The 26,817-nt window shown below is 74.0% G+C and carries 21 protein-coding genes and 1 pseudogene; 17 read left to right on the forward strand and 5 right to left on the reverse strand.

Features of this window, described 5'->3' with window-relative positions; all coding sequences use genetic code 11:
• The first annotated feature begins 203 nt into the window (after window positions 1–203).
• From ald to SM793_RS04005, 7 genes are all read left to right on the forward strand, one after another.
• On the forward strand, window positions 204–1,319 hold the full coding sequence (gene ald / locus SM793_RS03975; protein WP_320436575.1) for an alanine dehydrogenase: 1,116 nt from the start codon (window positions 204–206) through the stop codon (window positions 1,317–1,319).
• A gap of 472 nt (window positions 1,320–1,791) precedes the next feature.
• The gene (locus SM793_RS03980) at window positions 1,792–2,859 is read left to right on the forward strand and encodes a ParA family protein (protein ID WP_413815870.1); all 1,068 of its coding nucleotides are present in this window, start codon (window positions 1,792–1,794) and stop codon (window positions 2,857–2,859) included.
• Between the two features lie 41 nt (window positions 2,860–2,900).
• Window positions 2,901–3,494: a hypothetical protein gene (locus tag SM793_RS03985; RefSeq protein ID WP_320436692.1), complete on the forward strand. Its 594-nt coding sequence runs from the start codon at window positions 2,901–2,903 to the stop codon at window positions 3,492–3,494.
• A 144-nt stretch (window positions 3,495–3,638) separates the two neighbouring features.
• A complete protein-coding gene (locus tag SM793_RS03990) occupies window positions 3,639–4,622 on the forward strand; it encodes a segregation and condensation protein A (RefSeq protein WP_320436577.1) in 984 nt (327 codons plus the stop codon).
• 347 nt (window positions 4,623–4,969) lie between these two features.
• Window positions 4,970–5,563, forward strand: a complete 594-nt coding sequence (scpB, locus tag SM793_RS03995; RefSeq protein ID WP_413815875.1) for an SMC-Scp complex subunit ScpB — start codon at window positions 4,970–4,972, stop codon at window positions 5,561–5,563.
• Window positions 5,564–5,626: 63 nt separating this feature from the next.
• Window positions 5,627–6,997, forward strand: coding sequence for a pseudouridine synthase (locus tag SM793_RS04000; RefSeq protein ID WP_320436578.1), 1,371 nt, complete (start codon window positions 5,627–5,629; stop codon window positions 6,995–6,997).
• A 218-nt stretch (window positions 6,998–7,215) separates the two neighbouring features.
• A complete protein-coding gene (locus SM793_RS04005) occupies window positions 7,216–8,199 on the forward strand; it encodes a helix-turn-helix domain-containing protein (protein ID WP_320436579.1) in 984 nt (327 codons plus the stop codon).
• An 88-nt stretch (window positions 8,200–8,287) separates the two neighbouring features.
• Here the strand turns inward: SM793_RS04005 and SM793_RS04010 are convergent, their stop codons facing one another.
• The 3 genes from SM793_RS04010 to SM793_RS04020 are packed head-to-tail and all read right to left on the reverse strand — an operon-like array spanning window position 8,288 to window position 12,632.
• Entirely contained in the window at window positions 8,288–8,650 is a 363-nt protein-coding gene (locus SM793_RS04010) for a DUF952 domain-containing protein (protein ID WP_320436580.1), read from the reverse strand.
• A gap of 55 nt (window positions 8,651–8,705) precedes the next feature.
• Window positions 8,706–10,352, reverse strand: coding sequence for a DUF4139 domain-containing protein (locus SM793_RS04015; RefSeq protein ID WP_320436581.1), 1,647 nt, complete (start codon window positions 10,350–10,352; stop codon window positions 8,706–8,708).
• Window positions 10,353–10,355: 3 nt separating this feature from the next.
• Complete coding sequence (locus tag SM793_RS04020; RefSeq protein WP_320436582.1) at window positions 10,356–12,632, reverse strand: DUF4139 domain-containing protein; 2,277 nt, start codon at window positions 12,630–12,632, stop codon at window positions 10,356–10,358.
• A gap of 406 nt (window positions 12,633–13,038) precedes the next feature.
• On the opposite strand from SM793_RS04020, the gene SM793_RS04025 reads away from it, so the two are divergent.
• From SM793_RS04025 to der, 3 genes are all read left to right on the forward strand, one after another.
• Window positions 13,039–14,124 (forward strand): prephenate dehydrogenase, encoded by a 1,086-nt coding sequence (locus SM793_RS04025; protein ID WP_320436583.1) that lies wholly within the window; start codon window positions 13,039–13,041, stop codon window positions 14,122–14,124.
• 255 nt (window positions 14,125–14,379) lie between these two features.
• A complete protein-coding gene (cmk, locus tag SM793_RS04030) occupies window positions 14,380–15,099 on the forward strand; it encodes a (d)CMP kinase (protein WP_320436584.1) in 720 nt (239 codons plus the stop codon).
• A gap of 211 nt (window positions 15,100–15,310) precedes the next feature.
• Complete coding sequence (der, locus tag SM793_RS04035) at window positions 15,311–16,768, forward strand: ribosome biogenesis GTPase Der (protein ID WP_320436585.1); 1,458 nt, start codon at window positions 15,311–15,313, stop codon at window positions 16,766–16,768.
• A 165-nt stretch (window positions 16,769–16,933) separates the two neighbouring features.
• On the opposite strand, the gene SM793_RS36325 is transcribed toward der, so the two are convergent.
• Together SM793_RS36325 and SM793_RS04045 are read right to left on the reverse strand one after the other, a co-directional pair.
• Complete coding sequence (locus tag SM793_RS36325) at window positions 16,934–17,707, reverse strand: hypothetical protein (protein ID WP_413815871.1); 774 nt, start codon at window positions 17,705–17,707, stop codon at window positions 16,934–16,936.
• Window positions 17,708–18,043: 336 nt separating this feature from the next.
• Window positions 18,044–18,943, reverse strand: coding sequence for a hypothetical protein (locus SM793_RS04045; protein ID WP_413815872.1), 900 nt, complete (start codon window positions 18,941–18,943; stop codon window positions 18,044–18,046).
• 678 nt (window positions 18,944–19,621) lie between these two features.
• Here SM793_RS04045 and SM793_RS04050 point away from each other — a divergent pair.
• From SM793_RS04050 to SM793_RS04080, 7 genes and pseudogenes are all read left to right on the forward strand, one after another.
• The gene (locus SM793_RS04050; protein ID WP_320436587.1) at window positions 19,622–20,440 is read left to right on the forward strand and encodes a transglycosylase family protein; all 819 of its coding nucleotides are present in this window, start codon (window positions 19,622–19,624) and stop codon (window positions 20,438–20,440) included.
• Between the two features lie 278 nt (window positions 20,441–20,718).
• Window positions 20,719–21,465, forward strand: a complete 747-nt coding sequence (locus SM793_RS04055) for an alpha-ketoglutarate-dependent dioxygenase AlkB (RefSeq protein ID WP_320436588.1) — start codon at window positions 20,719–20,721, stop codon at window positions 21,463–21,465.
• Window positions 21,466–21,732: 267 nt separating this feature from the next.
• Complete coding sequence (locus SM793_RS04060) at window positions 21,733–22,593, forward strand: acyl-CoA thioesterase II (protein WP_320436589.1); 861 nt, start codon at window positions 21,733–21,735, stop codon at window positions 22,591–22,593.
• 185 nt (window positions 22,594–22,778) lie between these two features.
• Window positions 22,779–23,573 (forward strand): DUF1684 domain-containing protein, encoded by a 795-nt coding sequence (locus SM793_RS04065; protein ID WP_320436590.1) that lies wholly within the window; start codon window positions 22,779–22,781, stop codon window positions 23,571–23,573.
• A 578-nt stretch (window positions 23,574–24,151) separates the two neighbouring features.
• The gene (locus SM793_RS04070; protein WP_320436591.1) at window positions 24,152–24,601 is read left to right on the forward strand and encodes a nitroreductase/quinone reductase family protein; all 450 of its coding nucleotides are present in this window, start codon (window positions 24,152–24,154) and stop codon (window positions 24,599–24,601) included.
• Between the two features lie 167 nt (window positions 24,602–24,768).
• The gene (locus SM793_RS04075) at window positions 24,769–25,248 is read left to right on the forward strand and encodes a MarR family winged helix-turn-helix transcriptional regulator (RefSeq protein WP_320436592.1); all 480 of its coding nucleotides are present in this window, start codon (window positions 24,769–24,771) and stop codon (window positions 25,246–25,248) included.
• A 235-nt stretch (window positions 25,249–25,483) separates the two neighbouring features.
• Window positions 25,484–26,770: pseudogene (locus SM793_RS04080) on the forward strand (MFS transporter).
• Window positions 26,771–26,817: the final 47 nt, after the last annotated feature.

Genomic DNA, 26,817 nt, shown 5'->3' on the forward strand with positions numbered 1-26,817 from the left:
CGCGATGGAAGCCTACGAACCTGCCAATGAGCTCGGTAAATTTATTCATTTTGGAAGGCTGACAGGCCGCCTGGGCTTCATTACACTCGTACTCAGTCGCGCATCGAGCCGTGCCCCGGTGCCATCCGGAGGCTTCCCCCCGTGCGCGCTGCCCGCCGGTCTTCTCCGGTAGGGACCCCCATGGCAAGAGGACGTGTTTAGCCGTGAAGGTCGGCATCCCCCGCGAGGTCAAGAACCACGAGTACCGCGTGGCCATCACGCCCGCCGGCGTGCATGAGCTCGTCCGCAACGGACACGAGGTCTACATCGAGGACAACGCCGGTGTCGGCTCCTCGATCCCGAACGAGGAGTACGTGGCCGCCGGCGCCACCATCCTCCCCACCGCCGACGAGGTGTGGGCCACCGCCGACCTGCTGCTGAAGGTCAAGGAGCCCATCGCGCAGGAGTACCACCGCCTGCGCAAGGGCCAGACGGTCTTCACGTACCTCCACCTGGCGGCCGACCGCGCCGGCACCGACGCGCTGGTCGCCTCCGGCACCACCGCCATCGCGTACGAGACCGTGCAGCTCGCCAACGGCGCCCTGCCGCTGCTCGCCCCGATGTCCGAGGTCGCGGGCCGGCTGGCCCCGCAGGTCGGCTCCTACCACCTGATGCGCCCGGCCGGCGGCCGCGGCACCCTCCCCGGCGGCGTCCCCGGCACCCACCCGGCCAAGGCCGTCGTCATCGGTGGCGGCGTCTCCGGCTGGCACGCGGCCACCATCGCCATCGGCATGGGCTACGACGTGACCCTGCTGGACCGCGACATCAACAAGCTGCGCGAGGCCGACAAGATCTTCGGCACGAAGATCAAGGCCATCATGTCCAACTCCTTCGAGCTGGAGAAGGCCGTCATCGAGGCGGACCTGGTCATCGGCGCGGTGCTGATCCCGGGCGCCAAGGCCCCGAAGCTCGTCACCAACGAGCTGGTCTCCCGCATGAAGCCGGGCTCCGTGCTCGTCGACATCGCCATCGACCAGGGCGGCTGCTTCGAGGACTCGCACGCGACCACGCACGCCGAGCCGACCTTCCAGGTCCACAACTCGGTCTTCTACTGCGTGGCCAACATGCCGGGCGCCGTCCCGAACACCTCCACCTACGCGCTGACCAACGCGACGCTGCCGTACGTCGTCGAGCTGGCCAACCGGGGCTGGAAGGACGCGCTGCGCCGCGACGCCGCGCTCGCCAAGGGCCTGAACGTCCACGAGGGCCAGATCACCTTCGGTGCCGTCGCCGAGGCGTTCGGCCTGGAGTCGGTCTCCCTGGAGTCCGTGCTCGCCTGAGCACCACTCCGTGTCGCCCCCGACCCGATGTCCTCGGGTCGGGGGCTTCGCCGTGCCCGTCCGCGGGGTCACGCTGAGTCCCCGCGGAAGGTGTGAACGAGGGGTGAACCCCGTGACGAATTCGGGGGTGGAACGGGCAGGTCGCTCTGTCGTCAATTTCTGTGGGTCGTGTCACCCCACCGCAGAAACGTTAGGGTCAAGGGCCCGCGCATCCCTTGACAGAGGGTTGCCCGATAGTCGACACATCCTGCCCACTACCGTGGATTGTGTTGCTGCGAACGCCTTGAACGGCCTAGAGTCGCAAACCGTCGGCATGCTGCCACGCTGACGAATCGACATAGAGTCCTGGATGCCCAAGGAGGTAAGACGACTTGTGAATGAGTCGACATTTGCTCCCGGGGGTGGTCAGCCAGGACTGGCGGAGCACACCGCCGGCCAGCCGAATGGGGAGTCCGGGGCCAGGCAGGCCTCCGTGGGCTCGGCCGAGGTCGGCTCGGTCGCTCTCCGTACTTTCGAAGCACGCCAGAACACAGCACAGGTGACCACGGTGACCGACTACGACGCCGAACTGCCGGCCCACGGCCTGGCCTACGGCGAGTTCGCCTACGGCGCCTACGACGACCCCGACGCCGAGTACGAGCCGGACCCGGAGTACGCGGCCACGCTCGCCCCCGACGCCGCGCGTCAGCGCCGCGAGCGGATCGGCCCGACCGGACGTCCGCTGCCGTACTTCCCGATCCCGGCGCCGGTGGCCGAGCACGGCCCCGCCCAGATCATCGCGATGTGCAACCAGAAGGGCGGCGTCGGCAAGACCACGTCGACCATCAACCTGGGCGCCGCGCTCGCCGAGTACGGCCGCCGGGTGCTGCTCGTCGACTTCGACCCGCAGGGCGCCCTCTCCGTCGGACTCGGCGTCAACCCGATGGAACTCGACGTCACCGTCTACAACCTGCTCATGGAGCGTGGACTGACGGCCGATGAGGTGCTGCTGAAGACGGCGGTGCCGGGCATGGACCTGCTGCCGTCCAACATCGACCTCTCCGCCGCCGAGGTGCAGCTGGTCAGCGAGGTGGCCCGGGAGTCCGCGCTGGCGCGCGCCCTGCGGCCGCTGCTGCCCGACTACGACTACGTCATCATCGACTGCCAGCCCTCGCTGGGCCTGCTGACGGTCAATGCGCTGACGGCCGCTCACAGCGTGATCGTGCCGCTGGAGTGCGAGTTCTTCGCGCTGCGCGGTGTCGCGCTGCTCACCGAGACCATCGAGAAGGTCTGCGAGCGGCTCAACCCGGAGCTGCGGCTGGACGGCATCCTCGCCACCATGTACGACTCGCGCACCGTGCACAGCCGTGAGGTGCTGGCGCGCGTCGTCGAGGCGTTCGGCGAGCACGTCTTCCACACCGTCATCGGGCGGACCGTGCGCTTCCCGGAGACCACCGTCGCCGGCGAACCGATCACGACGTACGCGACCAACTCGGTCGGCGCCGCCGCCTACCGCCAGCTCGCCAGGGAGGTGCTCGACCGGTGCCGCCCCGCCGAGTGAGTCTCCCGGGGGCCGACGAGCTGTTCCGAACCACCGGCGGGATGGCGCTCTCGCCGTCCCTCGCGTCGCGTTCGGCCGTCGAGGCGCCCAGACCGGAGACCGCCCGGGCGGTCAACGGCGCCGGTGACCCGGACGGTGCCGAGGGCGCCGCCGAGGTCGCCGCAGCCGGTGGCGTCGGCCCGGCCGACGGCGGAGAGCGGCCGGAGCGCGCCGGGAGCGGCGCGGACCGGGCCGGAGACCAGGCGGACGGCCGACGGGACACGCGCCGCGAGACCGGCGCGGCGGGCGCCTCCGTGCCCGCCCCCGCACAGCCGGGCGGCCGGACCTCGGCCCCGGCGCCGCGCCAGCACGCCGGTGCGGTCGAGGACCAGACGGGCAGCGCGGGGCGGCCCCGTCCGCGCGGCCGTGCCCCCCGCCGCCCCAGCGGGCGCGAGCGGCACGACGAGAAGATCACCGTGTACGTGTCCGCCGAGGAGCTGATGGACCTCGAACACACCCGGCTGGTGCTCCGCGGCGAGCACGGCCTGGCGGTGGACCGGGGCCGGATCGTGCGGGAGGCCATCGCGGTCGTCCTGGCGGACCTGGAGCAGCGCGGCGAGGCCAGCATCCTGGTGCGGCGGCTGCGCGGGCGCTGAGCGCGCGCCTCGGGGCCGCGGGGGGCCGGGGCGGCCCCCAGGGCCGCGCGGTGGCCGCGCGGGCGGCTGCGGGGCCGGAGGGGACCGGCGTGTCGGCGGCCCCGGTGCGGGGTGGCCGCTGCTGTCGGGCGAAGATGGACCGTCATGCCGAGCACGTCCGAGAGCCCCGTCGTCGCCCAGGCCGCCGCCGTCGCAGCGGCGGAGCCCGGCGCGTCGGCCGACGTGGGAGCCCCGGGTGCCGGCGGTGAGGGCGGAGCCGGCGGCGAGGGTGGAGCGGGCGGAGCCGGCGGAGCGGGTACCGATGGGCCGCCGGGCGGCTTCCGGGTCCGGCTGGACAACTTCGAGGGCCCGTTCGACCTGTTGCTGGGTCTGATCGCCAAGCACCGGATGGACATCACCGAGGTGGCGCTGGCGACGGTCACCGACGAGTTCCTCGCCCACATCCGGGCCATGGGCCCGGACTGGGACCTGGACGCGGCGACCGAGTTCCTGGTGGTCGCCGCCACCCTCCTCGACCTCAAGGCGGCCCGGCTGCTGCCCGCCGCCGAGGTCGAGGACGAGGAGGACCTCGCCCTGCTGGAGGCGCGCGACCTGCTCTTCGCCCGCCTGCTCCAGTACCGGGCCTACAAGCGGGCGGCAGCCGTGTTCGGCGAACGCTGGGCCGCCGAACTGCTCCGGCGCCCGCGCAGCGTCGGCCTGGAGCCCCGGCACGCCGCGCTGCTGCCCGAGGTCGTGATCGGCATCGGCACCGAGCGCTTCGCCCAGCTCGCCGCCCGGGCGATGACACCCAAGCCCCGGCCGGTCGTCTACGTCGACCACATCCACAGCCCGCCGGTGAGCGTGCGCGAGCAGGCCGGTCTGGTCGTCGACCTGCTGGCCGAGCTGGGCGAGGCCACCTTCCAGCGGCTGGTCGCGGACGCCCCGGACACCATGGTGGTGGTCGCCCGCTTCCTGGCGCTGCTGGAGCTGTACCGGGAGCGGGTGCTCGCTTTCGAGCAGCCGGAAGCGCTCGGCGAGCTGGTGGTGCGGTGGGTGGCGGAGGCGGACCGGGGCGCGGTCGAGGTGACGGACGAGTTCGACCGGCCGGCGGACGAGGCGGCGGCGAAGGGTGCGGAGGACGGGCGATGACGGTCGGGAACGGCGAGGCGGGCGGTGGACGGCCGGCCAGGCGGGCACTGGGGGTGCCGGGTCAGCCGAGGGCCGAGGAGTGGCAGGAACCGGCGCCGAGCGTCCTGGAGGACGGTCCGGTCGCGGCTCCCGGGGCCGTCACCGCCGTCGCGGCCGTGGCGGTGGAGGTGGTGCCCGTGGAGGTGGTGCACCAGAAGTCGGCCCCGGCGACTTCTCCGGCGGACTTTCCCGAGGGCCCTCCCGAGGCTCCTCCCGAAGACTTTGCCGAGGACTTTCCCGGGGATCTCTCCGGCGGCCTCCCGGCGGAGGACGGGCCGGGACTGCGGGCGGAGCTGGAGGCGATCCTGATGATCGTCGACGAGCCCGCCGCCGAGGCCCACCTGGCCGCCGTGCTGGAGCGCCCGCGTGCGGAGGTGGCCTCGGCGCTGCGCGGTCTGTCCGCCGAGTACACCGCCCAGGGGCGCGGCTTCGACCTGCGGCAGGTGGCCGGGGGCTGGCGTTTCCACAGCCGCGCCACCTGCGCTCCGGCCGTCGACCGCTTCGTCCTGGACGGCCAGCAGGCCCGTCTGACCCAGGCGGCACTGGAGACCCTGGCGGTGGTCGCATACCGGCAACCGGTGTCCAGATCGCGGGTCTCCGCCGTCCGCGGTGTGAACTGTGACGGTGTGATGCGTACCCTGGTACAGCGAGGACTGGTGGAAGAGGCCGGATCCGAGCCCGAAACAGGTGCGATCCTGTATCGGACGACGAACTACTTCCTGGAACGGATGGGGCTCCGCGGCCTGCACGAGCTGCCGGAGCTTGCCCCGTTCCTGCCCGAGGTCGACGACGTGGAAGCGGAGTCCCTGGAGGGCACGATGATCGCGGAGGCGGTCGCCGCCGTTGCCGCCAAGGCTGCGGACGGCAGTGGCGAGGCCGGTCGGGCTGCGCCTGATCGGTAGGGGGCGGTGAGGTCGGCCGAAACGACCGCACAGCCCAGACGGTAACGACGTACGGACACTTTGATGCGTAGCAGTGGCAACGGCAGGAACAGCAGCGGCGGCGGCAGCGGCAGCAGTCGCGGCGGACAGGGCGGGGGCCGGGGCGGCTCCTACGGGGGTGGCGCGGGTCGTGCCGGCTCCGGTGAGCGTGGGGGCTCGTACGGGGGTGGCGCGGGTCGTGCCGGCTCCGGTGAGCGTGGGGGCTCGTACGGGGGTGGCGCGGGTCGTGCCGGCTCCGGTGAGCGTGGGGGTTCGTACGGCGGTGGCGCGGGTCGTGCCGGCTCCGGTGAGCGTGGAGGTTCGTACGGCGGTGGCGCGGGCCGTAGCGGCTCCTCCGCGGGTCGTACCGGCGCAGGCTCGGGCGGTCGCCGTGACGAGCGCCGTGACGACCGCCGTGACGACCGTCGCTTCCCGGACCGCCCGCTGCGGCCCGAGGAGCGCAGGTACGACCGTCCCGAGTTCGGCGGCGGCCCCAACGCCAACCCGGCCCGCGGCAGCTACACCGGGCGCCGGCCCAGCCCGGCCCCTCGGCCGCGCCGTGAGGGCCAGGGCGCCCCGGGCGACCCCCGGCGTCAGCCGCAGCGCTCGCGCGAGCTCCAGGCCAAGATCGAGGACGCGGTGCTGGCCCGCCACGACAAGCCGGCCGTGAAGCTGCCGAAGACCTTCGGCGAGCCCGAGGGCGAGCGACTGCAGAAGGTGCTGGCCCGGGCCGGCATCGGCAGCCGCCGCGCCTGCGAGGAGCTGATCGACCAGGGCCGGGTCGAGGTCAACGGCCGGCGCGTCACCGAGCAGGGCAAGCGGGTCGACGCGGAGAACGACGAGATCAAGGTGGACGGCCTGACCGTCGCCACCCAGTCCTTCCTGTTCTTCGCGCTGAACAAGCCGGCCGGCGTGGTCTCCACCATGGAGGACCCGGACGGCCGCCAGTGCCTCGGCGACTACGTGACCAACCGGGAGACCCGGCTGTTCCACGTCGGCCGTCTGGACACCGAGACCGAGGGCATCATCCTGCTCACCAACCACGGCGAGCTGGCACACCGCCTCACCCACCCCCGGTACGGCGTGACCAAGACCTACCTGGCCGCCATCCAGGGCCCGATCCCGCGCGACCTGGGCAAGCAGCTCGCCAAGGGCATCGAGCTGGAGGACGGCTACGCCCGTGCCGACAGCTTCAAGGTGGTCTCGAACGTCGGCAAGAACTACCTGGTCGAGGTGACCCTGCACGAGGGTCGCAAGCACATCGTCCGCCGGATGCTGTCCGAGGCGGGCTTCCCGGTCGAGAAGCTGGTGCGCACGCACTTCGGGCCGATCGCGCTCGGTGACCAGAAGTCCGGCTGGCTGCGCCGGCTGACCAACCCCGAGGTCGGTCAGCTGATGCGCGAGGTCGGGCTGTAACACCCCGACCCCCTGGTCCCCGGAGGGCCTCCCCGCCGAGCTCGGCGGGGAGGCCCTCCGTCGTTCGGCGGCGCCACTGTGAGGCGGACCGCATCGTGGGCTGATCACCTTGTCAGCCCGGTGATCCGTGGCCGAGTATGGCCACCTGACCGCGACCCGCCGGGTGGCGGGAGTGCGCCACCGGTACGGGGGCGAGAGGCGAACGGGGGAGCGACGCCGTGTCCGATGCACCACTCAGCGCTCTGGGACTGGCCGGGCCGGACGGGCGGGTCTACGCGGCGCTGGTGGCCAACCCGCAGTCCACCGCCGAGGACCTCGCCGGGCTCTGCGGCCTGACCCCCCAGCAGAGCCTGCGGGCCCTTGACCGGCTCGCCCAGCAGGGCATGGCCACCCGGGCCCCGGTGGACCGCCAGCGCTTCCTGCCGGTCGCCCCGGACGTGGCGATCGGCACCCTGATCGGCCACCGGGAGTCCGAACTGCGGCACGCCCGGGCCGAGATGCACCGGCTGATGGACGCCTTCCGGGAGGCCTCCCGGTACACCGACCCGGCGCACTCGGTCGAGGTGCTGACCGGCGGCGAGGCGATCGCCCAGCGGTTGGAGCACATCACCGGGACCAGCCAGTACCAGATCCGCGGCTTCGACTGCCCGCCCTACATCCAGGACCCGGTCGCCAACATTCCGCTGCAGCGGCAGCGGCTGGGGGAGGGAGTGCGGTTCCGGACCATCTACGACCGGGAGGCGGTGGCCTGGCCGGGACGGCTGGAGCGGAACATCCTGGTCGGGGTCGCCGACGGGGAGGAGGCCAGGGTCAGGCCGGTGCTCCCGATGAAGATGGTCATGTCGGACGACCGGATGGCGATCATCCCGATCAGCGTCGGGGACAGCGTCCTCGACGCCGCCTATGTGATCCACCCCTCGGCACTGCTCCAGGCCCTGGACACGCTCTTCGAGGCGGAGTGGGAGCGGGCCGTCCAGCTGCAGGCCGCGATCGGCACCGTGGACGGGTCGCTGGAGCCGGAGGCCGACCACCGCAAGCTGCTCGGCCTGCTGGCGGCCGGCCTCACCGATGAGTCGATCGCCCGCTCGCTGGGCTGGAGCGCCCGGACCACCCAGCGCAGGCTCCAGTCGCTGATGCGCGAGCTGGGTGCCACCACCCGCTTCCAGGCCGGGATGGCGGCCCGGGAGCGGGGCTGGCTCTAGTGGTGCCCGCCCTGCCTGCGGTGCCTGCGGTGGCACCGCGTGGGCCGGTGCCCGCGCCCTTGCCGGCGCCGGTGGGCCGGGCGGGGCGTCAGCTCCAGGGGGAGAGGGACGCCCAGCGGCCGTCCGGGCCCCGCTCGACCTTCTCCAGGCCGACCACGGCCGTGCGGTTCAGCCGCCCGTAGATGTGCGGGTACAGCACCCCGGGAGTGGCCCCGGACGGCGGTGCGCCGTTCGGGGCCTCCCACTTGACCATCGGTTCCACCAGTGACTCCTCGATCAGCAGCACCATCAGGGGCCCGCGGGTGTCGGCGAAGAAGGCGTTGGCCACGGCCAGCGCGGTCGGCTCGTCCGCCGAGCAGTGGATGAACCCGTCGGTGAGCAGCGAGGCGGTCGCGTACGGCCGCCCGGGGTCGGCCAGCCAGTCGTCCAGGGGAGCGAGGTGCAGGATCATGCTCCTTTTGTACCCGCTCCGGCCGGGCCCGGACGGGCGCCCGGGCCGCCGCCGCTCACAGGCCGGCCACCTTCGAGGAGGCGGAGATCTCGTACACCAGGGTCAGTGTGCGGCGGGCGCCCGGGCCGAGCGGGACGTCCCAGCGCACGATGCCCTCGGCGTCGTGGGCGTCCGGCACGGGTGAGCACTCCTCCTTGCGCAGCCGCACCTCCACCGCCGCCACCTCGGAGACCGGCACCCGTTCGCGCACCGCGACCAGCTGCTCGTCCCGCTCCTCCGGGCCGGAGAACCGGGACAGGTGCAGCCGCACCGTGCGGGTGGTCACCGAACGCTGGCTCAGGCCCGCGGTGGACCGGCGCTCCTCGGTCTCCCGCACCACCCGGTAGCCGTCCGAGCTGCCGAAGGACAGCTCGGTGTCGGCGCCCGCCGAGGTGAACGGCAGCTGCCCGCGCCCGGTGAACCCGCTGCCGCGGACCAGCTCGACCGGTCCGGCGAGCAGCGGGTGGCCGGCCGTGTTGCGGAACCGGACCACCTGGGTCACCAGCGGCGACAGCTCCGGCGCGCAGCTGAACTCGCTGTGCGCCGGGCCGTCGAAGGAGGTCAGCGGCACCCGGTGCGCCTTGCCGTCGGACGGCACGGTGGCCGGGGCCGGGGCGTTCAGCACCCGCACCTCGCCGCCGTCGTCCACGCCCGGCACCACGCCGTCCGGGCCCAGTTCGGAGATCGCCTCCTCGCGCAGCTCCACCTCGACGGCGCGCTTCTCCTCGGTGGTTCGCTCGCGCAGCGTCAGCACGTCCTCGACGAGCGCCGGCGGCTCGGTGGCCAGTGCCGACCGGGCGGTGGAGAAGGTCAGCCGGACCCCGTCCCAGGCTTCGCCGGTGCGTTGCCAGACCACCGCCTCGGACTCCAGCCGCAGCACGCCGTCGGCCAGGGTGGCGCGGTAGGACGGCCGCCACAGGGCGCACGGCACCAGGTGGTGCACGGTGAGCCGGGCCGGACCGGCCGCGGCGGCCTCGACGGTGAGTTCCAGGTGGGCGACCAGTTCGGCGGGCTGCTCCTCGGACTCCTCCAGGGCGCCGACCGCCGCGGCGCGGTCCACCTCCAGCCGGCGCAGCCGGACCCGGGCGGCGCGGAGCTCCTCGCCGTGCCGCTCGCGGCCGGTGTCGACCCGGTCCAGCTCGCGGTGCCAGCGGGTGCGTTCGACCTCGCCGGCGCCCGCGCCCTCGCCGACCTCCCGGAGCAGGTCGGTGCTGAGCTGGGCGAGCAGGGCCAGCCGGGCCTCCAGCCGGTCGGTCAGCCGCTTCTCCTCGCGGATCCGGACCTCCAGCGCGTGCAGCCGGTGGCGCAGCTCGGAGTCGCCCGGGCCGGGCGGCAGGGGTGCGCGGGGCCTCCAGGCGCGGGTGATCCGGGCGTCCAGGACGCGTACGCCCGGGGTGTCCGACTCGGCGCGCAGGGTGCGGTCGACGGCGAGTGCGGTGAGCGGGCCGAGCCGCAGCCGCTGGACGCCGGCGACCAGGTCCGGGGAGGCGGTGCGTTCGATCCGGGCGCGGTCCTCCAGGCAGGTGACGGCGGTGACGGGAAGCGCCGTCACGAGGTGTGCCGTCAGGAGGTGCGGGGTGGTGGGGTCGGGGGCGGCGCTTCCCGGGGTGTCTGGCCCCGGGGCGCCCGCGCTCGCGGCGCCGGGGAGGGGGGTGACGGTCATCGTTCAGTTCCTCCGGTTTCCGCCGACGATGGCCTTTCCGGCCGGGATCCTGATCTGGTAGCCGCCGTCCAGCTCGGCCCGGCCGCCGGGCGGCAGGTCGACCCGCCGGAGCCGGGTGCCGGGCGGGCACTCGGGGGACGGTTCGTCCGGTGCGTGCCAGCCGGGCCGTTCCTCGATCCGGACATCGGCGTCGGAGCTGACCGGTACCCGTTCGCGGACCTCGACGGTGACCGGGCGGCCGAGCCGGTTGGCCAGCTCGACGCGCACCCGGTGGTCGAGCACGGTGCTGTTGTTCAGCATGCCCGCGGTGGACTCGTGCAGCTCGGTACGGCGCGTCACCTCGACCGACTCGGCGACACCGATGCCCAGTCGGCGCACACCGCCGGGGGCGAGGGTGGGCAGGGCCCCGGTGAGCAGGAACTCGTCGTCGACGGTCACCTCGACCGGACCGGCGAGCACGGCGCGGGCGGTGCCGTTGGTGAGCACCAGGGTCGCGTAGACCCGCTCCTCGACCGCGGGCACGGCGACGTACTCGGGCCGGACGCTCACCGCGATGTCGTCGATCGTGACGGTGTGCCAGGTGCCGTCGGACGGGATGTCGGCGGGCGCGGCGGCGTCGAAGCGGTGGTCGAAGGAGCCGGCCGAGACCCGCGGCGGCACCGCGTGCTGCGGCATCGGGAGGCGCTGCAGCCGGGCGCCGTACGGGCCGACCGCCGTCCGGGCGCCGGCACCGGAACGGAACACGCGGTGCAGGGTGCCGCGCCGGTCGGCGTCGCCGTCCGGGCCGAGCAGTTCGAGCACGGGGTAGTCGAGCAGCCGTTCGTCCGGGATCGGCGGTCCGGCCGGGGGAGCGGCGGGGGGCACGGCCGGGGCGGGCGCGCCGGCGAGGAGGAAGTCGGCTTCGTCGGCCGTTCCGGCGCCCTCGGCGGCGAAGGCCGCGCGTACGCGGCGGGCCTCGGGCGGCGGCGGCCCGCCGTAGCCGGCGAACCCGGACGGCTCGTCGGCCGCTCGCGTGCCGCCCCGGGGGCCGCCGCGTGCTCCGGGGGCCGCCGGGCGGAGGCCGCCCGGGGCCTGGAGGGCCGGGGCGGGGAGAGAGCCCGGGGAGGGGAACGAGGCCGCCGCGGGGGCCGGGAGCGGGGGCGGCGCGGTGACGGCCGGGCTGACCGGGACGGGCACCGCGAGCGGCGGCCCGGGCGACCGGAGCGACCGGAGCGGGCGGTCCGGTACCGGGCGCGGGCCGGCCGCGTCGTAGGCCGAGAACAGGTCGGACAGCCCGGCCGGGGGCTCGCGCCAGCCGGAGGGCTGCGGGGCCGGCTGGCTGCGGCCGATCCGCAGCGAGCGCAGCTCGGGCAGGTCGGTGCGGCGTTCCAGGTCGGCGGTGGAGAGGGCGAGTCGGACGCCGGTCCAGTCCTCGTCGGTCTGCTGGGCGACGGAGGCACGCAGGACCAGGCGGCCGGTGTCCTCGCCCTGGCGGTAGGACAGCCGGTAGGACGGCACCCAGCGGGCGGCCTGGACGCTGTACTCCAGCTCGATGTCCAGCTCGGGGGTGGCGGCGCCCTCGGTGGTGGGGGTATCGGTGGGGGTCGTGGTGGGGGCCGGCGTGGTGGTGAGGGTGAGGAGGGCGGTGGTCGCGGTCGTGATCGCCTCCTGCGGGTCGGCGGTGGTCGCGCGGGCGATCCGGTCGGCGAGCAACTCGGTCTCGTGCTCGGCGAGTTCGATGTCCCGGGTGAGCAGTTCGGCGCGCCGGTGGAGCCCTTCGAGGCGTTCGTCGACGAAGTCGGCCAGTTCGAGCCAGGCGTCGGCGGGCGTGCGGCGCAGCGGTTCGTCGCGGCGCCGGGCCGGCGGGACGGCGCGCAGCGCGGTGGTCTCGGCGACGGCGGCGAGCACCAGCCGCAGGCGTTCCCGCAGTGTGCTCTCGTGCTCCCTGGCCGCGTCCAGCCGCAGGCGCAGTTCGGGCAGTTCGGAGGGGTCGCGGAGTTCGGCGACCGCCTCCACCCGGGCCCCGGTGACGGCGGTGCCGCTCGGGCCGGAGAGGACCCGGGCGCGCAGCGAGCGTTCGTCGAGCCTTCCGGGCAGGCCGGTCAGCCGGACCCGTCCGTCCGGGGGCAGGGCCACCCGGGCGCGGCGGCGGCAGACCGCGCCGGCGGCGTGGACGACGACGGAGTCCAGGACCGAGGGGACGGTCGGGACGGTGGTTCCTCCTCCGGTGCTCCCGGTGGAGGAACCGGTGGTGCTGCTGTCCTGCGGTCGATGCTGGTCGTTGCTTTGCTGATCGTTCACCCGGCCAACCCCTTCGTCGCGTACCTTCGGCGCCGAGCGCGCGCCGAGCCTTCTCCCGGGCGGCCCATCCTGCCGTGCGGCGGTTCCCGCGTCTCCCGTTTTCCGTCGCGCGTGGCGTGCGGTCGGCGGCGGTCGGTCGGCGGCGGTCGGCGTGGTGGCCGTCGGTGTGGTGGGTGGAGGCGCGGCGCCGTGGCGGGTGGTGCGGGTCCGTGTGGGTGGGGACGGCCGCGGGGCCCGGTGCGGTTGCGGACGGCGGCCGCGTGGGCGGTGGCGATGGGGGAGGATAAGGCGGACCCGGTCCGTGGTTCTGGTCCGTGCTGGTCGGTGCTGGTCTGTTCTGGTCTGTTCTGGTCCGTGTTTTCGTCGTGCTGTTCCGTTCCGTTCTGTTGAGGAGAGCCACCCCGCCATGCGCACAGCTGTCGTCGTCGGCACCGGACTCATCGGCACCTCCGCCGCGCTCGCCCTCACCGGACGGGGTCTGACCGTCCATCTGGAGGACGCCGACCCGGACGCCGCCCGCACCGCCGCCTCGCTGGGCGCCGGCACCATCGAGCCGGCCGACGGCCCGGTGGACCTGGCGATCATCGCCGTGCCGCCCGCGCTGGTCGGCAAGGTGCTCGCCGACTGCCAGCGCCGCGGCCTGGCGCAGTACTACACCGATGTCGCCAGCGTGAAGGACGGCCCGCAGGCCGAGATCGCCGCGCTCGGCTGCGACACCGTCCACTACCTCGGCAGCCACCCGATGGCCGGGCGGGAGCGGTCCGGCCCGCTGGCCGCCCGCGCCGACCTGTTCGAGGGCAGGCCGTGGGTGCTCACGCCCACGCCCGACACCGACACCGGGACGCTGAACGCCCTCCTCGAACTGGTCGCGCTCTGCGGGGCCATGCCGATCGTCATGGACGCCGCGGCCCACGACCGCGCGGTCGCCCTGGTCTCGCACGCCCCGCAGCTGCTCTCCTCGCTGGTCGCCGCCCGGCTCGAGCACGCGGACGAGACCGCCATAAGGCTCTCCGGCCAGGGCGTTCGGGACGTCACCAGGATCGCCGCCTCCAACCCCGCGATGTGGGTGGACATCCTGTCCGCCAACGCGGGCGCGGTGGCGGACGTGCTGGCGGAGTTCGCCACCGACCTCGGCGAGACCGTCACCGCGCTGCGCGCCCTCCAGGCCGCCGAGGAGGCCGAGCGGCGGGGCGGCACGGCGGGCATCGAGGCCGTCATGCGGCGCGGAAACACCGGCCAGGCCCGGATCCCGGGCAAGCACGGCGCACCGCCCACCCGCTACGAGACCGTCGCCGTCGTGCTCGGCGACCAGCCCGGTGAGCTGGGCCGCCTGTTCGGCGAGGTCGGCGCGGCCGGCGTCAACATCGAGGACGTCCTGATCGAGCACTCGACCGGCCAGCAGGTGGGCTTCGTCCAGCTGGCGGTGGCGCCGGGGGCGGTCCGGGCGCTGACGGCGGCGCTGCGGTCGAGCGGGTGGAGCGTCCGGGACTGAGCGCCCTGCCGTCCCCCGGGGCCGGGCCCGGCCGGGCCGGTTGCCGGTCCGGATGGCGGGCCCGTGACGGCGGGGTCGGCCGGGGTCGGCCGGGGTCGGCAGGGGGCGGAAGCGGGAGCCCGGTACCGGCGGGGCCGGGTCGGGCGTCGGTCCATTAACCTTGAGGGAGACAATCCCCGGCTGCCCCGTAGATCCGGGTCGCCATGCTCAGAGATCCGAGCTCAGAGATCCGAGCTTCAGAGAGAGGTTCGCGCCGTGGACACTGCCGACCGAGCGCACGCCCCGGTCGTCGTCGCCATCGACGGACCCTCCGGCTCCGGCAAGTCGACCGTCTCCCGGGCGGTCGCCGCCCGGCTGGGCCTGAGTTTCCTGGACACCGGTGCGATGTACCGGGCGATGACCTGGTGGATGCTGGCCAACGACATCGACGTGGCCGACCCGGAGGCGGTGACTGTCGCCTGCGGCAAGCCGGTGATCGTGTCCGGCACGGACGCGGACGGCCCGACCATCACGGTCGACGGCCGCGACGTCTCCGGCCCGATCCGCGGCCCCGAGGTGACCGCGCAGGTCAGCGCCGTCTCCGCGGTGCCGGCGGTGCGCGCCCGGCTGGTCGAGCTGCAGCGCGGCTGCGCCGGGATCGCCGAGCGCGGCATCGTCGCCGAGGGCCGGGACATGGGGAGCGTGGTCTTCCCGACCGCCACCGTCAAGGTCTTCCTGACCGCGTCGGAGGCGGCCCGGGCCGAGCGCCGGGCGACCGAGCTGCGGGCCAAGGGCCTGGACGAGGCGACCATCACGGCGATGGCCGCCGACCTGGCCCGCCGGGACGCGGCCGACTCCTCGCGGGCGACCGCGCCGCTCACCCAGGCCGCGGACGCCGTGCTGGTGGACACCAGCGAACTCACCCTTGAGCAGGTGATCGACCGGATCACCGCACTGGTCGAGCAGCGGGCCGGAACCGCGCTGTCGACGGTCTGAGACCGGCCGGACCTCCGGGCCGGCTCCTCGACAGGGACTTCCGCCAGGGAATTTCCACCAGGGAGCTTCCACCAGGAAACTCCCGCCAAGAACCTTCTGACAACAACGGGGTGCCGCAGCGGCACCCGAACCCACTCGCGCTGCCCCGGAGGGGCAGGTACGCACGGCGCGTCCCTGGGAAGGGCCGCACCGGGAAACGGACAGTACGAACATGACCGCAGAGCACACCGCCACCGGCCCCGGCGAGCTGGACGCCGCCGACTACGCCGAGTTCATGGCGCTCGCCGCCGAGGAGGGCTTCGACCTCGACGACGTCGACGGCTTCGGTGACGGCAGCCACGCCCCGCTTCCGGTGCTGGCCATCGTCGGCCGCCCGAACGTCGGCAAGTCGACCCTCGTCAACCGCATCATCGGCCGTCGCGAGGCCGTCGTCGAGGACAAGCCCGGCGTCACCCGCGACCGCGTCAGCTACGAGGCCAACTGGAACGGCCGCCGCTTCAAGGTCGTCGACACCGGTGGCTGGGAGATCGACGTCCTCGGCATCGACGCCATGGTCGCCGCCCAGGCGGAGCTGGGTATCGAGCAGGCCGACGCGGTGCTGTTCGTGGTCGACGCCACCGTCGGTGCCACCGACACCGACGAGGCCCTGATCAAGATCATCCGCCGGGCCGGCAAGCCGACCGTGCTCTGCGCCAACAAGGTCGACGGCCAGTCCACCGAGGCCGAGGCCGCCTACCTCTGGTCGCTCGGCCTGGGCGAGCCCTACCCGGTCTCCGCCCTGCACGGCCGTGGCTCCGGCGACCTGCTGGACGCCGTGATGGCCGCCCTGCCCGAGGCCCCGCCGCAGACCTTCGGCGACGCCGCCCCCGGCGGCCCGCGCCGGGTCGCGCTGATCGGCCGGCCGAACGTCGGCAAGTCCAGCCTGCTGAACAAGGTCGCCGGCGAGGACCGCGTCGTCGTCAACGAGGTGGCCGGCACCACCCGTGACCCGGTCGACGAGTTGATCGAGCTGGGTGGCAAGACCTGGAAGTTCGTCGACACCGCCGGCATCCGCCGCCGGGTCCACATGACCGCCGGCGCCGACTTCTACGCCTCGCTGCGCACCTCCGCCGCGCTCGAGAAGGCCGAGGTCGCGGTGGTCCTGATCGACTGCAGCGAGACCCTCGCCGAGCAGGACACCCGGATCATCTCGATGGCCGTCGAGGCCGGTCGCGCCGTCGTCATCGCCTACAACAAGTGGGACCAGCTCGACGAGGAGCGCCGCTACTACCTGGAGCGCGAGATCGAGCGCGATCTCGTCCAGGTGCAGTGGGCGCCGCGGGTCAACGTCTCGGCGAAGACCGGCCGGCACATGGAGAGGCTCGTCCCGGCGATCGAGACCGCGCTGCAGGGCTGGGAGACCCGGGTCCCGACCGCCCGGCTGAACGCCTTCCTCGGTGAGCTGGTGGCCGCCCACCCGCACCCGATCCGCGGTGGCAAGCAGCCGCGCGTCCTGTTCGGCACCCAGGCGGGCACCCGGCCGCCGCGGTTCGTGCTGTTCGCCTCGGGCTTCCTGGAGGCGGGCTACCGGCGCTTCGTCGAGCGTCGACTGCGCGAGGAGTTCGGCTTCGCCGGGACGCCGATCTCGATCTCGGTGCGGGTGCGGGAGAAGCGCAGCCGGAAGAAGTAACGGATGACGCTCCGGTGGAGCCGCTGAGGCGGCGAGCCGGGCGGAGGCCGTGGGGGAGGCCGTGGGGGAGGCCGTGGGAGGGCCCTGTCGGCCGGTCTTGGGACCGGGCGGCGGGGCCCTTCGTCGTGTCCGGCCGGGTGACGGTCCCGGTCCCGGCACCGCGGGTCAGTGGTGGTCGCCGCTGCGGCCCGGGGGGAGGGAGAGCAGGCTGCGGTGGCGGCCGCCGCTGGTCGCGCCGGAGCGGTAGGCGGTGCCCACGGTCGGCACGGGGGCCGGGACCGGGACCGTCACCGGGGCGGGCGCGGGCAGGTGCGTCGCCATCGGGTGCGGGACGGAGCCGAGGTAGCCGGCCGCCACCCAGCCCTGGCCGGTGCCGACCTGGGCCTGGGCCGGAGTGTGGGCCGGGGTGTGGGCCTGGGCCGGGGCGGCGGGGTGGAAGCCGGTCGCGTACGGGCTCGGCGCAGGGCCGGGGTGGCCTCCGTGGGTGTGGCCCTGACCGTGGCCCTGGTCGTGCGAGTGGACCTGGGCCGGGAGGGCGGGGAGTCCGCTGTGGCTGTGCTGACTGTGCTGACTGTGCGGGCTCTGGTGGCCGGTGCTGCTGTTGTGGCCGTGCTGCTCGGCCGGGCCGGTGGGGTCGGGGTTGCCCGGCTGGCTCGGCATGAACTGGGGGAGGCCGATCGCCTGGCCCGCGTACGTCTGGAACGCCTGGTGCTGCGGCGGGTAGCCGCGGTGATCGGTGCGGTGGTCGTTGCGGTGCTCGTTGCGGTGCTCGTTGCGCCCCGGGTTGGTGTCGCGGACGGCGAAGCCCGCGAAGGTGAGGTCCTCCTCGCCGGAGCGGTCGCCGGGCAGGGCGCGGAAGAGGCGCCGGTACTCGGAGTACAGCTCGTCGTAGATCGGCGTCGCCGAGTGCGGGTGCTCGGCGTCGTACGACGGGCGCATGCCCGGGATCGCGCGGGAGGCGGCGGACCGCCGGGAGGCTGCGGGGACGTCGTAGCTGTACACGCAGGGCCCAACGAGCGAGGACGCCGGGGGATGCGGGGTGCGGCGGCCGGGCGGCGGCGGGGCGGCGGCGGGGCGGGAGCCGCCTTTCGGGGCTGTCGGGCGGGGCTGTCGGCGGGGCCGCCGGGGCGGCGGCCCGGCTCCTGCCGTCGCCCCGGGCCGCCGCTTCGGTCGGCCGTTCCGGTCGGCCGCCGGTGGAGGCCGCCCGCGTTCGGGAAGCGGCCTCCACCGGCGGGCGCTCCGGTCGGCGCTCCGGCCGGCGGTCCCGGACGCGGCTCAGGTGCCGGCGAGCGGGAGGGAGGCCGACACCACCTGGCCCAGCGCCACCGCGCGCTCCAGGGCCTGGCGCAGCAGGTCCTCGCGCGGCTGCCGGCCGACCGTCCCCGCCGGGACGGCGTACATGGTCACCTCGCCGAGCTGGTTGGCGGCGAACCGCCAGGCGTCGGTCACCTGGAGCGGCTGGTGGGCCTGCCACCAGCCGGTGCTGCCCCCGGCCGCGGCCGGCTGGAGGATCGCGTGCAGCTTGCCCATCGCGACCAGCACCGACCAGCCGGGCAGCTGGTCCGGCGTCTTGTCGAGGTCCGCGACCGGCTGGAAGCCGGCGTCCTGGAGCAGGTCGAGGAACTCGTCCTCGCCGGTGGTGTTGCCGGGTCGGCCGACCGGCCCGGTCGGTTCGACGACCAGCGAGGCGTGGCCGGTGTCGCCGTGCAGCACCAGCCCGCAGGTGATGCCGAGGATCGCGGCCTGGCCGGGTGCGCCCGTCCGTCCGGCCGGGTCCGACGCCGGGGCCGGGGCCGGGGCCGGGGCGGGAACGGCCTGCGCGGGCAGGGCCTGCGCGGGGAGGGCCTGGGCGGGAAGGGGCGGCTGCGGCCGGGCGGCGTCGGCGGACGCGTCGCTCTGGGCCTGGCTGATGCTGCGGACGGCGCCGGCCAGCTGCTCCTCGGCGACCGGGACGACCTGGGACGGGATGCAGCGGGCGTGGGCGAAGGCGAGTACGGCTGTCTCGTCGCCGACGAACAGTACGGTGCTGGTCGGCTCCAGAAGGGCGTCGCCGGGGGTGCGGCAGGAGGTGCATTCGTAGTTGTCGGGTGCGTGGGCGCCGCCGAGCAGGCGGTCGGCCTCGTCGTCGCCGATCTCGGATCGGACCTCGTCGCTGACGTCGAGCATGCGCGGCACTGGGTCTCCTCGGTGCGGGGTCGGAATTACCGGTTGGGGGCTGTCGGGACCGGCACCCGGGGTCTCGGGGTCGGCCCCCGGGGTCGGACGCGGTGGAGCCGGAGGGTCGGTCTGTTCGAGCCGGGAGGCGGCGGCGGCCCGGCCGCCCTTACCAACGGGCCCCTGTGGCAGGGGTCACGGGTGGGGGGTGGGGGTGACGGGAATTGCCTCTGATCCGATCGCGCAGGGTGCTCGAAGCGTCGCAATCTGTCGATCTCGGCGGCGGGACTGCCGGAACGAAACGGTGAGGTGAGTCACGGCCCGCCGGTGTTTGATCTAGGAAATGACGGTTAAAACGGACAAATTGGACACATTTACATGGTCGTTACCGCCGGTAACGCCGTGCTGAGCTGGGGAGACCTCCGACTGTTTGAACCCCGGCCGCCCGCCTCGTAGCTTCATTGGCGGTGCAACGAGCACCACCCGGGTTCACCCCCGACGCACAGCCCGCCGGTTCGCACCGGCGCCGGCAGTGCCCACCGACGCGACCGCTCGAACAGGTCGCCGGTGCGTGGCGGGTGGCCGGGGCGGCACGGAACGTCCGACACGTCTCCGGCCGCCCGACGGACGCGGCGAGCGATTCCAGACCCTCCAGGGCTTGGTTCCGCATGCCCTCCCGGGGCTGTCGAGAGGAACCTCATGACCTTCCGTAACGAGACCGCCGCTGCCACCACCACCGCCACCAAGCGCAACCGCGTCCGGATGGCTGTCGTGGCGGGCGCCGCTGTCGCGGCCCTGCCGGTGGCCGGCCTCGTCACGGCCACCTCGGCCTCGGCCGCCTCGGTCTCCACCTGGGACGCTGTCGCCCAGTGCGAGAGCGGTGGCAACTGGGCCATCAACACCGGCAACGGTTTCTACGGCGGTCTGCAGTTCACCTCCAGCACCTGGGCCGCCTTCGGTGGCACCGCCTACGCCTCGCAGGCCAACCTGGCCACCAAGGCGCAGCAGATCGCCGTCGCCGAGAAGGTGCTCGCCTCGCAGGGCCCGGGCGCCTGGCCCGTCTGCTCCGTGAAGGCCGGTCTGACCAAGGGCGGCGCCGCCGCCGCGGTCGACACCTCCACCCCGAAGGCCGTCGAGGCGCCGAAGCCGGCCGCCCCCAAGGCTGTCGAGGCCCCGAAGCCGGCCGCCCCGAAGGCCGTCGAGGCCCCGAAGACCGCCGCTCCGAAGGCCGTCGAGGCCCCCAAGGCTGCCGTGGCCCCCAAGACCGTCGAGGCCCCCCAGGCCGCGCCGAAGGCGGACGCCGCGCCGAAGGCCGACAAGGCCGCGAAGTCCGGCAAGTCCTGGACCTCGAACGACGCCAAGCAGGTCAACGGCACCTACACCGTCAAGGCCGGCGACACCCTGAGCAGCATCGCCGCCGCCAAGGGCATCGACTGGCACGCCCTGTACGACAACAACTCCAAGGTCATCGGTGCCGACCCGAACCTGATCCTCCCGGGCCAGACCCTCACCGTCTGATCCGACGCCGGTCGATCCGAGACCGGCTGATCCGGCGGCGTCCGGTCCGACGCCGCCCGATCCACGCCTCCACGGCCGTCCTCCCGCACCACGGGAGGGCGGCCGTCGGGGGTTTCCGGCGGTTGTGGTGCGTCGGCGTCGCCGCGTGCGGTCGTCGTCGTGCGCGGTCGCCGCCGTGTCGGGCGTTGTCGTGTGCGGTCGCCGCCGTGTGCGGGCGTTGTCGTGTGCGGGAGTCGCCGCGCCCGCCCGTTGTCGGACGGGTGCGCGAGGATGGGGACGTGACCCAGGACGAGTTGTTCGGCGGACTCTTCGACGCCTCTCCCGAGCGCGGACGGTCGGAGCCGGCTCCGGGGGCGGTGCTGCTCCCCGGCTGGCTCGACGCGGCGGCGCAGTCGCGTCTGGTCGCCGCCTGCCGGGACTGGGCTCGCCCGCCCGCGGGGATGCACACCGTCCGGATGCCCACCGGCGGGACGATGTCCGTCCGGATGGTCAGTCTGGGCCGTCACTGGTATCCCTACGGCTACTCCGACACCGCCGAGGACGGCACCCCGGTCAAACCCTTTCCGTCCGAGCTCGGCACGCTCGCCCGGCGGGCGGTGGCCGAGGCGTACGGGCCCGCGGTCGGCGGTGACGGCGGTACTGGTGCTGTCGGCGGCATGGGCGGCGGTATCGGCGGCGGTATCGGCGGCATCGCCGGGGCCGTCGGCTACGAGCCGGACGTCGCGATCGTCAACCACTACCCGCACGGTGCCCGGATGGGCCTGCACCAGGACCGCGACGAGCGCGCCGACGCCCCGGTGGTCTCGCTGTCGCTCGGCGACACCTGCGTCTTCCGGCTCGGCAACACGGAGACCAGGACCAGGCCGTGGACCGATCTGGAGCTGCGTGGCGGCGACCTGCTGGTGTTCGGCGGCCCGGCCCGGTTCGCCTACCACGGTGTGGTGCGGACCCTGCCCGGGACGGCGGACCCGGCGCTGGGGCTGACCGGGCGGCTGAACATCACCGTCCGGCAGTCGGGCCTGTGACCGGTGCCGTGCCGCTCCCACCCTGCTCCGAGCCCGCTTCCGGTCCCGTTCCCGCCCGCTCCTGCTCCGCTCCCACCTGCGGTGGCCTTCCGCGCAGGGGCTACTGTTCGACCTCGTTCGAGTGAATTGGTGCGGTCGGCCCGGGTGAGGGGAATGCCCCGGCTCGCTGAGGAATTCGATTGAGCTGGAGAATTCGAGAGAAACGGGCTGTCGGCGGCGGGGCGGAAGACCTCCGGCCCGGTTGGCCGCCCGGAGAGGAAGTGCCCCATGGCTACCCCCGTCGACGATCTCGTCGCACTGCTGGACCTTGAGCAGATCGAGCTGAACATCTTCCGCGGGCGCAGCCCCGAGGAGGCGCTCCAGCGCACGTTCGGCGGGCAGGTGGCCGGCCAGGCGCTGGTGGCGGCGGGGCGCACCGTGGACGACGACCGGCCGGTCCACTCGCTGCACGCGTACTTCCTGCGGCCCGGCGTGCCGGGGGTGCCGATCGTCTACCAGGTGGACCGGCTCAGGGACGGCCGCTCGTTCACCACCCGCCGGGTGCTGGCGATCCAGGGCGGGCGGTCGATCTTCGCGCTGACCGCCGACTTCCACACCCCGGAGCCCGACAGCATCGAGCACCAGTTCCCGGTGCCCGACGTGCCCGGCCCGGAGAAGCTGCCGAGCGCACTGGACGAGGTCGGCTCCCGGCTCGGCGAGCTGCCCCCGTTCATCAGCCGGCGCCAGCCCTTCGACATCCGCTACGTCGACCGGCTGCGCTGGAGCACCGAGGAGCTCGCCGGTGTCGAGGCGCGCAGCGGCGTCTGGCTGCGCACCAACGGGAAGCTGCCGGACAACCCGCTGATCCACGTCTGCGCGCTCACCTACGCGAGTGACATGACACTGCTGGACGCCGTCCGGGCCCCGGTCGAGCCGCTCTGGGGCACCCGGCACTTCGACATGGCCTCGCTCGACCACGCGATGTGGTTCCACCGGCCGTTCCGGACCGACGACTGGCTGCTCTACCAGCAGGAGTCCCCGATCGCCCACGGTGCCCGGGGGCTGGCGCGCGGGCAGATCTTCGACCGGAGCGGGCAGCTGGTGGTGTCGGTGGTGCAGGAGGGCCTGTTCCGCCGGATCAAGGCCTGACGGGCGGCAGTGGCGGGTGCGAACGGCGTGTTGACCGGTATGACTGCGGTATGACGGCCGTGCGACGACCGTGTGGCGGTGTCCGGGCCCGGGAATGCCCTGCCCGGGTACCGGATGTTCGATGGGGTGACGGAGAACGGACGGCCCGCCCCGCGGGCCCTTGACCTGAGTGGGAGGGCGAGCCGATGACGGCGACGGCCGCGGAGGAATGGCAGCACTGGAGCGACGGACGGGCGGCGGCCGTCAGCGCGCCGCACGGCCAGCTGGCGCTCACCGGCACGCACTGGCTGGAGCCGGAGCCGACGGCGATCGACGGCCTGCCCGGAGTCTGGTGGGCGGACGCGGAGGGAGTGCGGCTGCGGGCGGCGGCGGCCGACGGCGTCACCGTCGCGGGGGCAGACACCCCCGTCGACGGCGAGGTGCTGCTGCGCCCGGACACCGACCCGGCGCCGGACACCGCCTCGCTCGGCGGGGTGCTGCTGGTGCCGATCGAGCGTGAGGGCGAACCGGCCTTGCGGGTCTTCGACCCGGAATCGCCCGGGCGGGCGTCGTTCGCCGGGATCTCGGCCTACCCCTACGCGCCGGAATGGGCCGTTCCGGCGGTCTTCACCCCCTTCGAGGAGGGCGCCGGGCAGGCAGTGCTCGTCCCGAACGCCGACGGCAAGGAGCGCCCGCTCGCGGTGACCGGCCGGATCGCGTTCACCGTCGCCGGCGAGCACCGCACCCTGACGGTCAGCCGCTCGGGCGACGGTCGGCTGAGCGGGGTGATCGCCGACGCGACCAGCGGCCGGGACACCTACCGGTTCCGCTTCGTCACCCTGCCCGCCCCCGACCAGGACGGCCGCACGGTGCTGGACCTCAACCGCGCCTATCTGCCGCCCTGCGCCTTCGCGGACCACTTCATCTGCCCCTTCCCGCCGCCCGGCAACCGGCTGGACTTCCCGGTGGAGGCGGGCGAGAAGCAGGTCCTCACCCGATAGGGCCCGGGGGCCGAGGCTCGGGGCCCCGGAGCATCCCGCCCCGCCGGGCGGGTGCTCCGGGGCCGGTCACTCGGCGTCGGCGTAGAAGGCGTTCCAGAACTCGGTCCCCGGGCTGCGGCGCCGGCAGCGGTCCGCCCCTGCCCGTAGTCCTCGCAGAGCGAACCGTCCTGCGCGGACGCCGCTTCGGCCCGATGGTGTCTCAACCGTACGAGCAGCGCGTGGGGGCTGGAGGAACCGGTTCGCGCCCCACCGGCATGCCCTGGTAGGGGAGTTGGGGGTCACAGGCTTTGCGTTGACAGCCTTCCGGGAGCGTGCCACGCTACTTAGATAGCAAGCTATTTATATTCCTCGGGCGGCCAGGCCCCTGCCGGTCGGGCCAGGCCGGGCGCCGTCGATCGACTGCCGTCCGGGCTCCGTCCGAAGGGAGGTGGGCGGCGTGACGACCGCTGGACCGGCCGGCAAGGGGAGGGTCCCCGGGGCGTACGCCGTCGGCCTCGTACGGCCGGGCGTCGCGCGGCGCCCGCACCGGGCGGGCGTCCCTTGCTGACCGCACACTCCATCAGAGGAGAGCACCCAACATGTCCGCCACCGCCCGCGTCCGGGTCACCGGGTTCCAGAGGTTCGGCAACAAGATGATGGAGGTCTTCCACCGGATGGGCCTGCCGGTCGGCCCGATGCAGCTGTTGAAGGTGAAGGGCCGCAAGTCCGGCCGTGAGTACACCAATCCGGTCGCGCCGGTGACGGTCGGCGGCAGGATGTACATCCTGCAGGCGTTCCCCGGGTCGGACTGGGTGAAGAACGTCCGGGCGGCCGGCGAGGGCGTGCTGGTGCGCGGCCGCAAGGCGCGGCGGGTCGGGTTGGTGGAGGTGCCGCCGCACGAGCGCGGGCCGATCGCCCGGCAGTTCCCGACCCAGGTCCCGATGGGTGCGAGCATCTTCGTGAAGAACGGCGTGGTGCCGGACAAGCGGCCGGAGAGCTTCGAGCAGGCGGCGGAGCGGATTCCGCTGTTCCGGGTCGTCCCGCTCTGAACTCCCGTCCGCGGGCCCTTCCGGGGTGCGCGGGGAAGGGCCCGCACCGCGGCTGCGCGGTGCGGGCCGCTGTTGTGCCGCGTGCTGCGGTCGACCGACCCGGACTCTCGACGCACCGGTCGGCGCTACGCTTCCACGGAGGATTTCGTGATGAACGGGAGGTTCGGATGCCCGGCCGGCAGAGCGAAGAACGGTTCGCCGCCGAGGCGGACGCCGGTCCGACGTGGCTGCGGAGCAGCGTCGCACCCAAGCTGCACCTGACCGCGAAGTCCTGTCGCGCGTTCTTCGAGGAGCGCCTCGCCGAGGCCGGCGCGACCTTCGCGGCCTGGACGGTGCTCGCCGCTCTCAAGCTCGAGGGTCCGATGATCCAGCGCGCACTCGCCCAGTACCTGAACATCGAGGGCCCGACGCTCTCCCGACACCTGGAGTCGATGGAGCGGCGCGGCCTGGTCGTCCGCAAGCGCACCGACGTCGACCGCCGGGCGGCGACCGTCGAGATCGCGCCCGACGGCGAGGAGCTGTACAACCGGATCTCCTCCGTCGCGGTCAGCAGCCAGCAGGACATGCTCAAGGGCCTCAGCGACCGGGAGGTCGCGCAGCTCGCGACGCTGCTGGACCGGATCCTGGAGAACGTCGGGCCGCGCTGACGGCGTGCTGCGGTGGCATCGGGCTGTGGTGACGTCGGGCCGCGCTGACGTCGGGCTGTGGTGACGTCGGGAGGGACAGGGCCGTCCCACCGGGCGGCGGTGAAGCCGGGGTCGAGCGGCGGCAAACGCCCCCCGGTGTCCGCGGCCGGGGCGGCCGGGACGACGATGGGGCACTGTGTCGACCAATCATCCTGCCAATTCGCCGGCCGACGGAGACTCGCCGCCGACCCCCGCCGTGACCACCGCGCCTCCCGCCCCTTCCACTGCGCTGCCGCGGTCCCGCTACCGGCGGCTGGCCCGGGGGGCCTTCGCCGACCTCAGCCCGTTGCGCGACCACGCCGACTACCGGCGGGTTTGGTTCGGCCAGTCCATCTCCTCCATAGGCCAGCAGATGACGGCCGTCGCCGTCTCCGTGCAGGTCTACGACCTGACCGGTTCCACCTTCGCCACCGGCCTGGTCGGCCTCTTCTCGCTGGTCCCGCTGATCGCCTTCGGTCTCTACGGCGGCGCCATCGCCGACACCGCCGACCGCCGCCGCCTCGGCCTGATCGGCTCGGCCGGCCTCGCCGTCGTGTCCGCCGTCCTCGCCGCCCAGGCGATCGCGGGCCTCGGCCTCGTCGCGCTCCTCTACGTCGCGGTGGCCCTCCAGGCCGCCTTCTTCGCGCTCGCCTCGCCCGCCCGCTCGGCGATGATCCCGCGTCTAGTCCCCGCCGAGCGGCTCCCCGCCGCCAACGCCCTGAACACCGTCAGCATGAACCTCGGCCTCACCGTCGGCCCCATGATCGGCGGCCTGCTCATCGGCGCCTACGGGGTCCAGGCCGCCTACCTGGTCGACACCGTCGCCTTCGGAGCCACCCTCTACGCGATGTAGCGCCTGCCCGCCATGCGCCCGCTCGGCGAACGCAAGGGCCGCGCCTCCGTCCTCGACGGCCTGCGCTTCCTGCGCGAGCAGCCCAACCTGCGCACCAGCTTCCTCGCCGACCTCGCCGCGATGATCTTCGGCATGCCGCGCGCCCTCTTCCCGGCCCTCGCCATCACCTTCTACGGCGGCGACGCCCGCACCGTCGGCCTGCTCGCCGCCGCCCCCGCCGTCGGCGCCCTGGCCGGCGCCCTCTTCTCCGGCTGGGTCGGCCGCATCCACCGCCAGGGTGCCGCCGTCATGACCGCCGTCGCCGCCTGGGGCCTCGCCATCGCCGCCTTCGGCCTGGCCCGCAACCTCTGGCTCGGCCTCCTCCTGCTCGCCGCCGCCGGCTGCGCGGACACCATCAGCATGATCTTCCGCAACACGATGATGCAGGTCGCCGCCCCCGACGAGATGCGCGGCCGCCTCCAGGGCGTCTTCATCGTGGTCGTCGCCGGCGGCCCCCGCCTCGGCGACTTCGAGTCCGGCGCCGTCGCCTCCCTCACCAGCCCGACCGTCTCCGTCGTCAGCGGCGGCCTCGCCTGCGTCGCCGCCATCCTCCTCCTCGCCGCCCGCCGCCCCGCCTTCCTCCGCTACGACGCCCGCCACCCCACCCCCTGACCCACCACCTCCACCCGCCCCCCGACAACCCTGCAGCGAGCACCCCC

The organism is Kitasatospora purpeofusca (assembly GCF_034043715.1).
In the GTDB taxonomy this organism is placed as follows: domain Bacteria; phylum Actinomycetota; class Actinomycetes; order Streptomycetales; family Streptomycetaceae; genus Kitasatospora; species Kitasatospora purpeofusca_A.

Excerpts from the sequence above, each read along its gene's own strand:
- SM793_RS03985 (WP_320436692.1), top strand. The coding sequence starts at position 2,901 with ATGGCGCTCTCGCCGTCCCTCGCGTCGCGTTCGGCCGTCGAGGCGCCC.
- SM793_RS03990 (WP_320436577.1), top strand. The coding sequence starts at position 3,639 with ATGCCGAGCACGTCCGAGAGCCCCGTCGTCGCCCAGGCCGCCGCCGTC.
- scpB (WP_413815875.1), top strand. The coding sequence starts at position 4,970 with ATGATCGTCGACGAGCCCGCCGCCGAGGCCCACCTGGCCGCCGTGCTG.
- SM793_RS04000 (WP_320436578.1), top strand. The coding sequence starts at position 5,627 with ATGCGTAGCAGTGGCAACGGCAGGAACAGCAGCGGCGGCGGCAGCGGC.
- SM793_RS04010 (WP_320436580.1), bottom strand. The coding sequence starts at position 8,650 with ATGATCCTGCACCTCGCTCCCCTGGACGACTGGCTGGCCGACCCCGGG.
- SM793_RS04015 (WP_320436581.1), bottom strand. The coding sequence starts at position 10,352 with ATGACCGTCACCCCCCTCCCCGGCGCCGCGAGCGCGGGCGCCCCGGGG.
- SM793_RS04025 (WP_320436583.1), top strand. The coding sequence starts at position 13,039 with ATGCGCACAGCTGTCGTCGTCGGCACCGGACTCATCGGCACCTCCGCC.
- der (WP_320436585.1), top strand. The coding sequence starts at position 15,311 with ATGACCGCAGAGCACACCGCCACCGGCCCCGGCGAGCTGGACGCCGCC.
- SM793_RS36325 (WP_413815871.1), bottom strand. The coding sequence starts at position 17,707 with ATGCGCCCGTCGTACGACGCCGAGCACCCGCACTCGGCGACGCCGATC.
- SM793_RS04050 (WP_320436587.1), top strand. The coding sequence starts at position 19,622 with ATGACCTTCCGTAACGAGACCGCCGCTGCCACCACCACCGCCACCAAG.
- SM793_RS04060 (WP_320436589.1), top strand. The coding sequence starts at position 21,733 with ATGGCTACCCCCGTCGACGATCTCGTCGCACTGCTGGACCTTGAGCAG.
- SM793_RS04065 (WP_320436590.1), top strand. The coding sequence starts at position 22,779 with ATGACGGCGACGGCCGCGGAGGAATGGCAGCACTGGAGCGACGGACGG.
- SM793_RS04070 (WP_320436591.1), top strand. The coding sequence starts at position 24,152 with ATGTCCGCCACCGCCCGCGTCCGGGTCACCGGGTTCCAGAGGTTCGGC.
- SM793_RS04075 (WP_320436592.1), top strand. The coding sequence starts at position 24,769 with ATGCCCGGCCGGCAGAGCGAAGAACGGTTCGCCGCCGAGGCGGACGCC.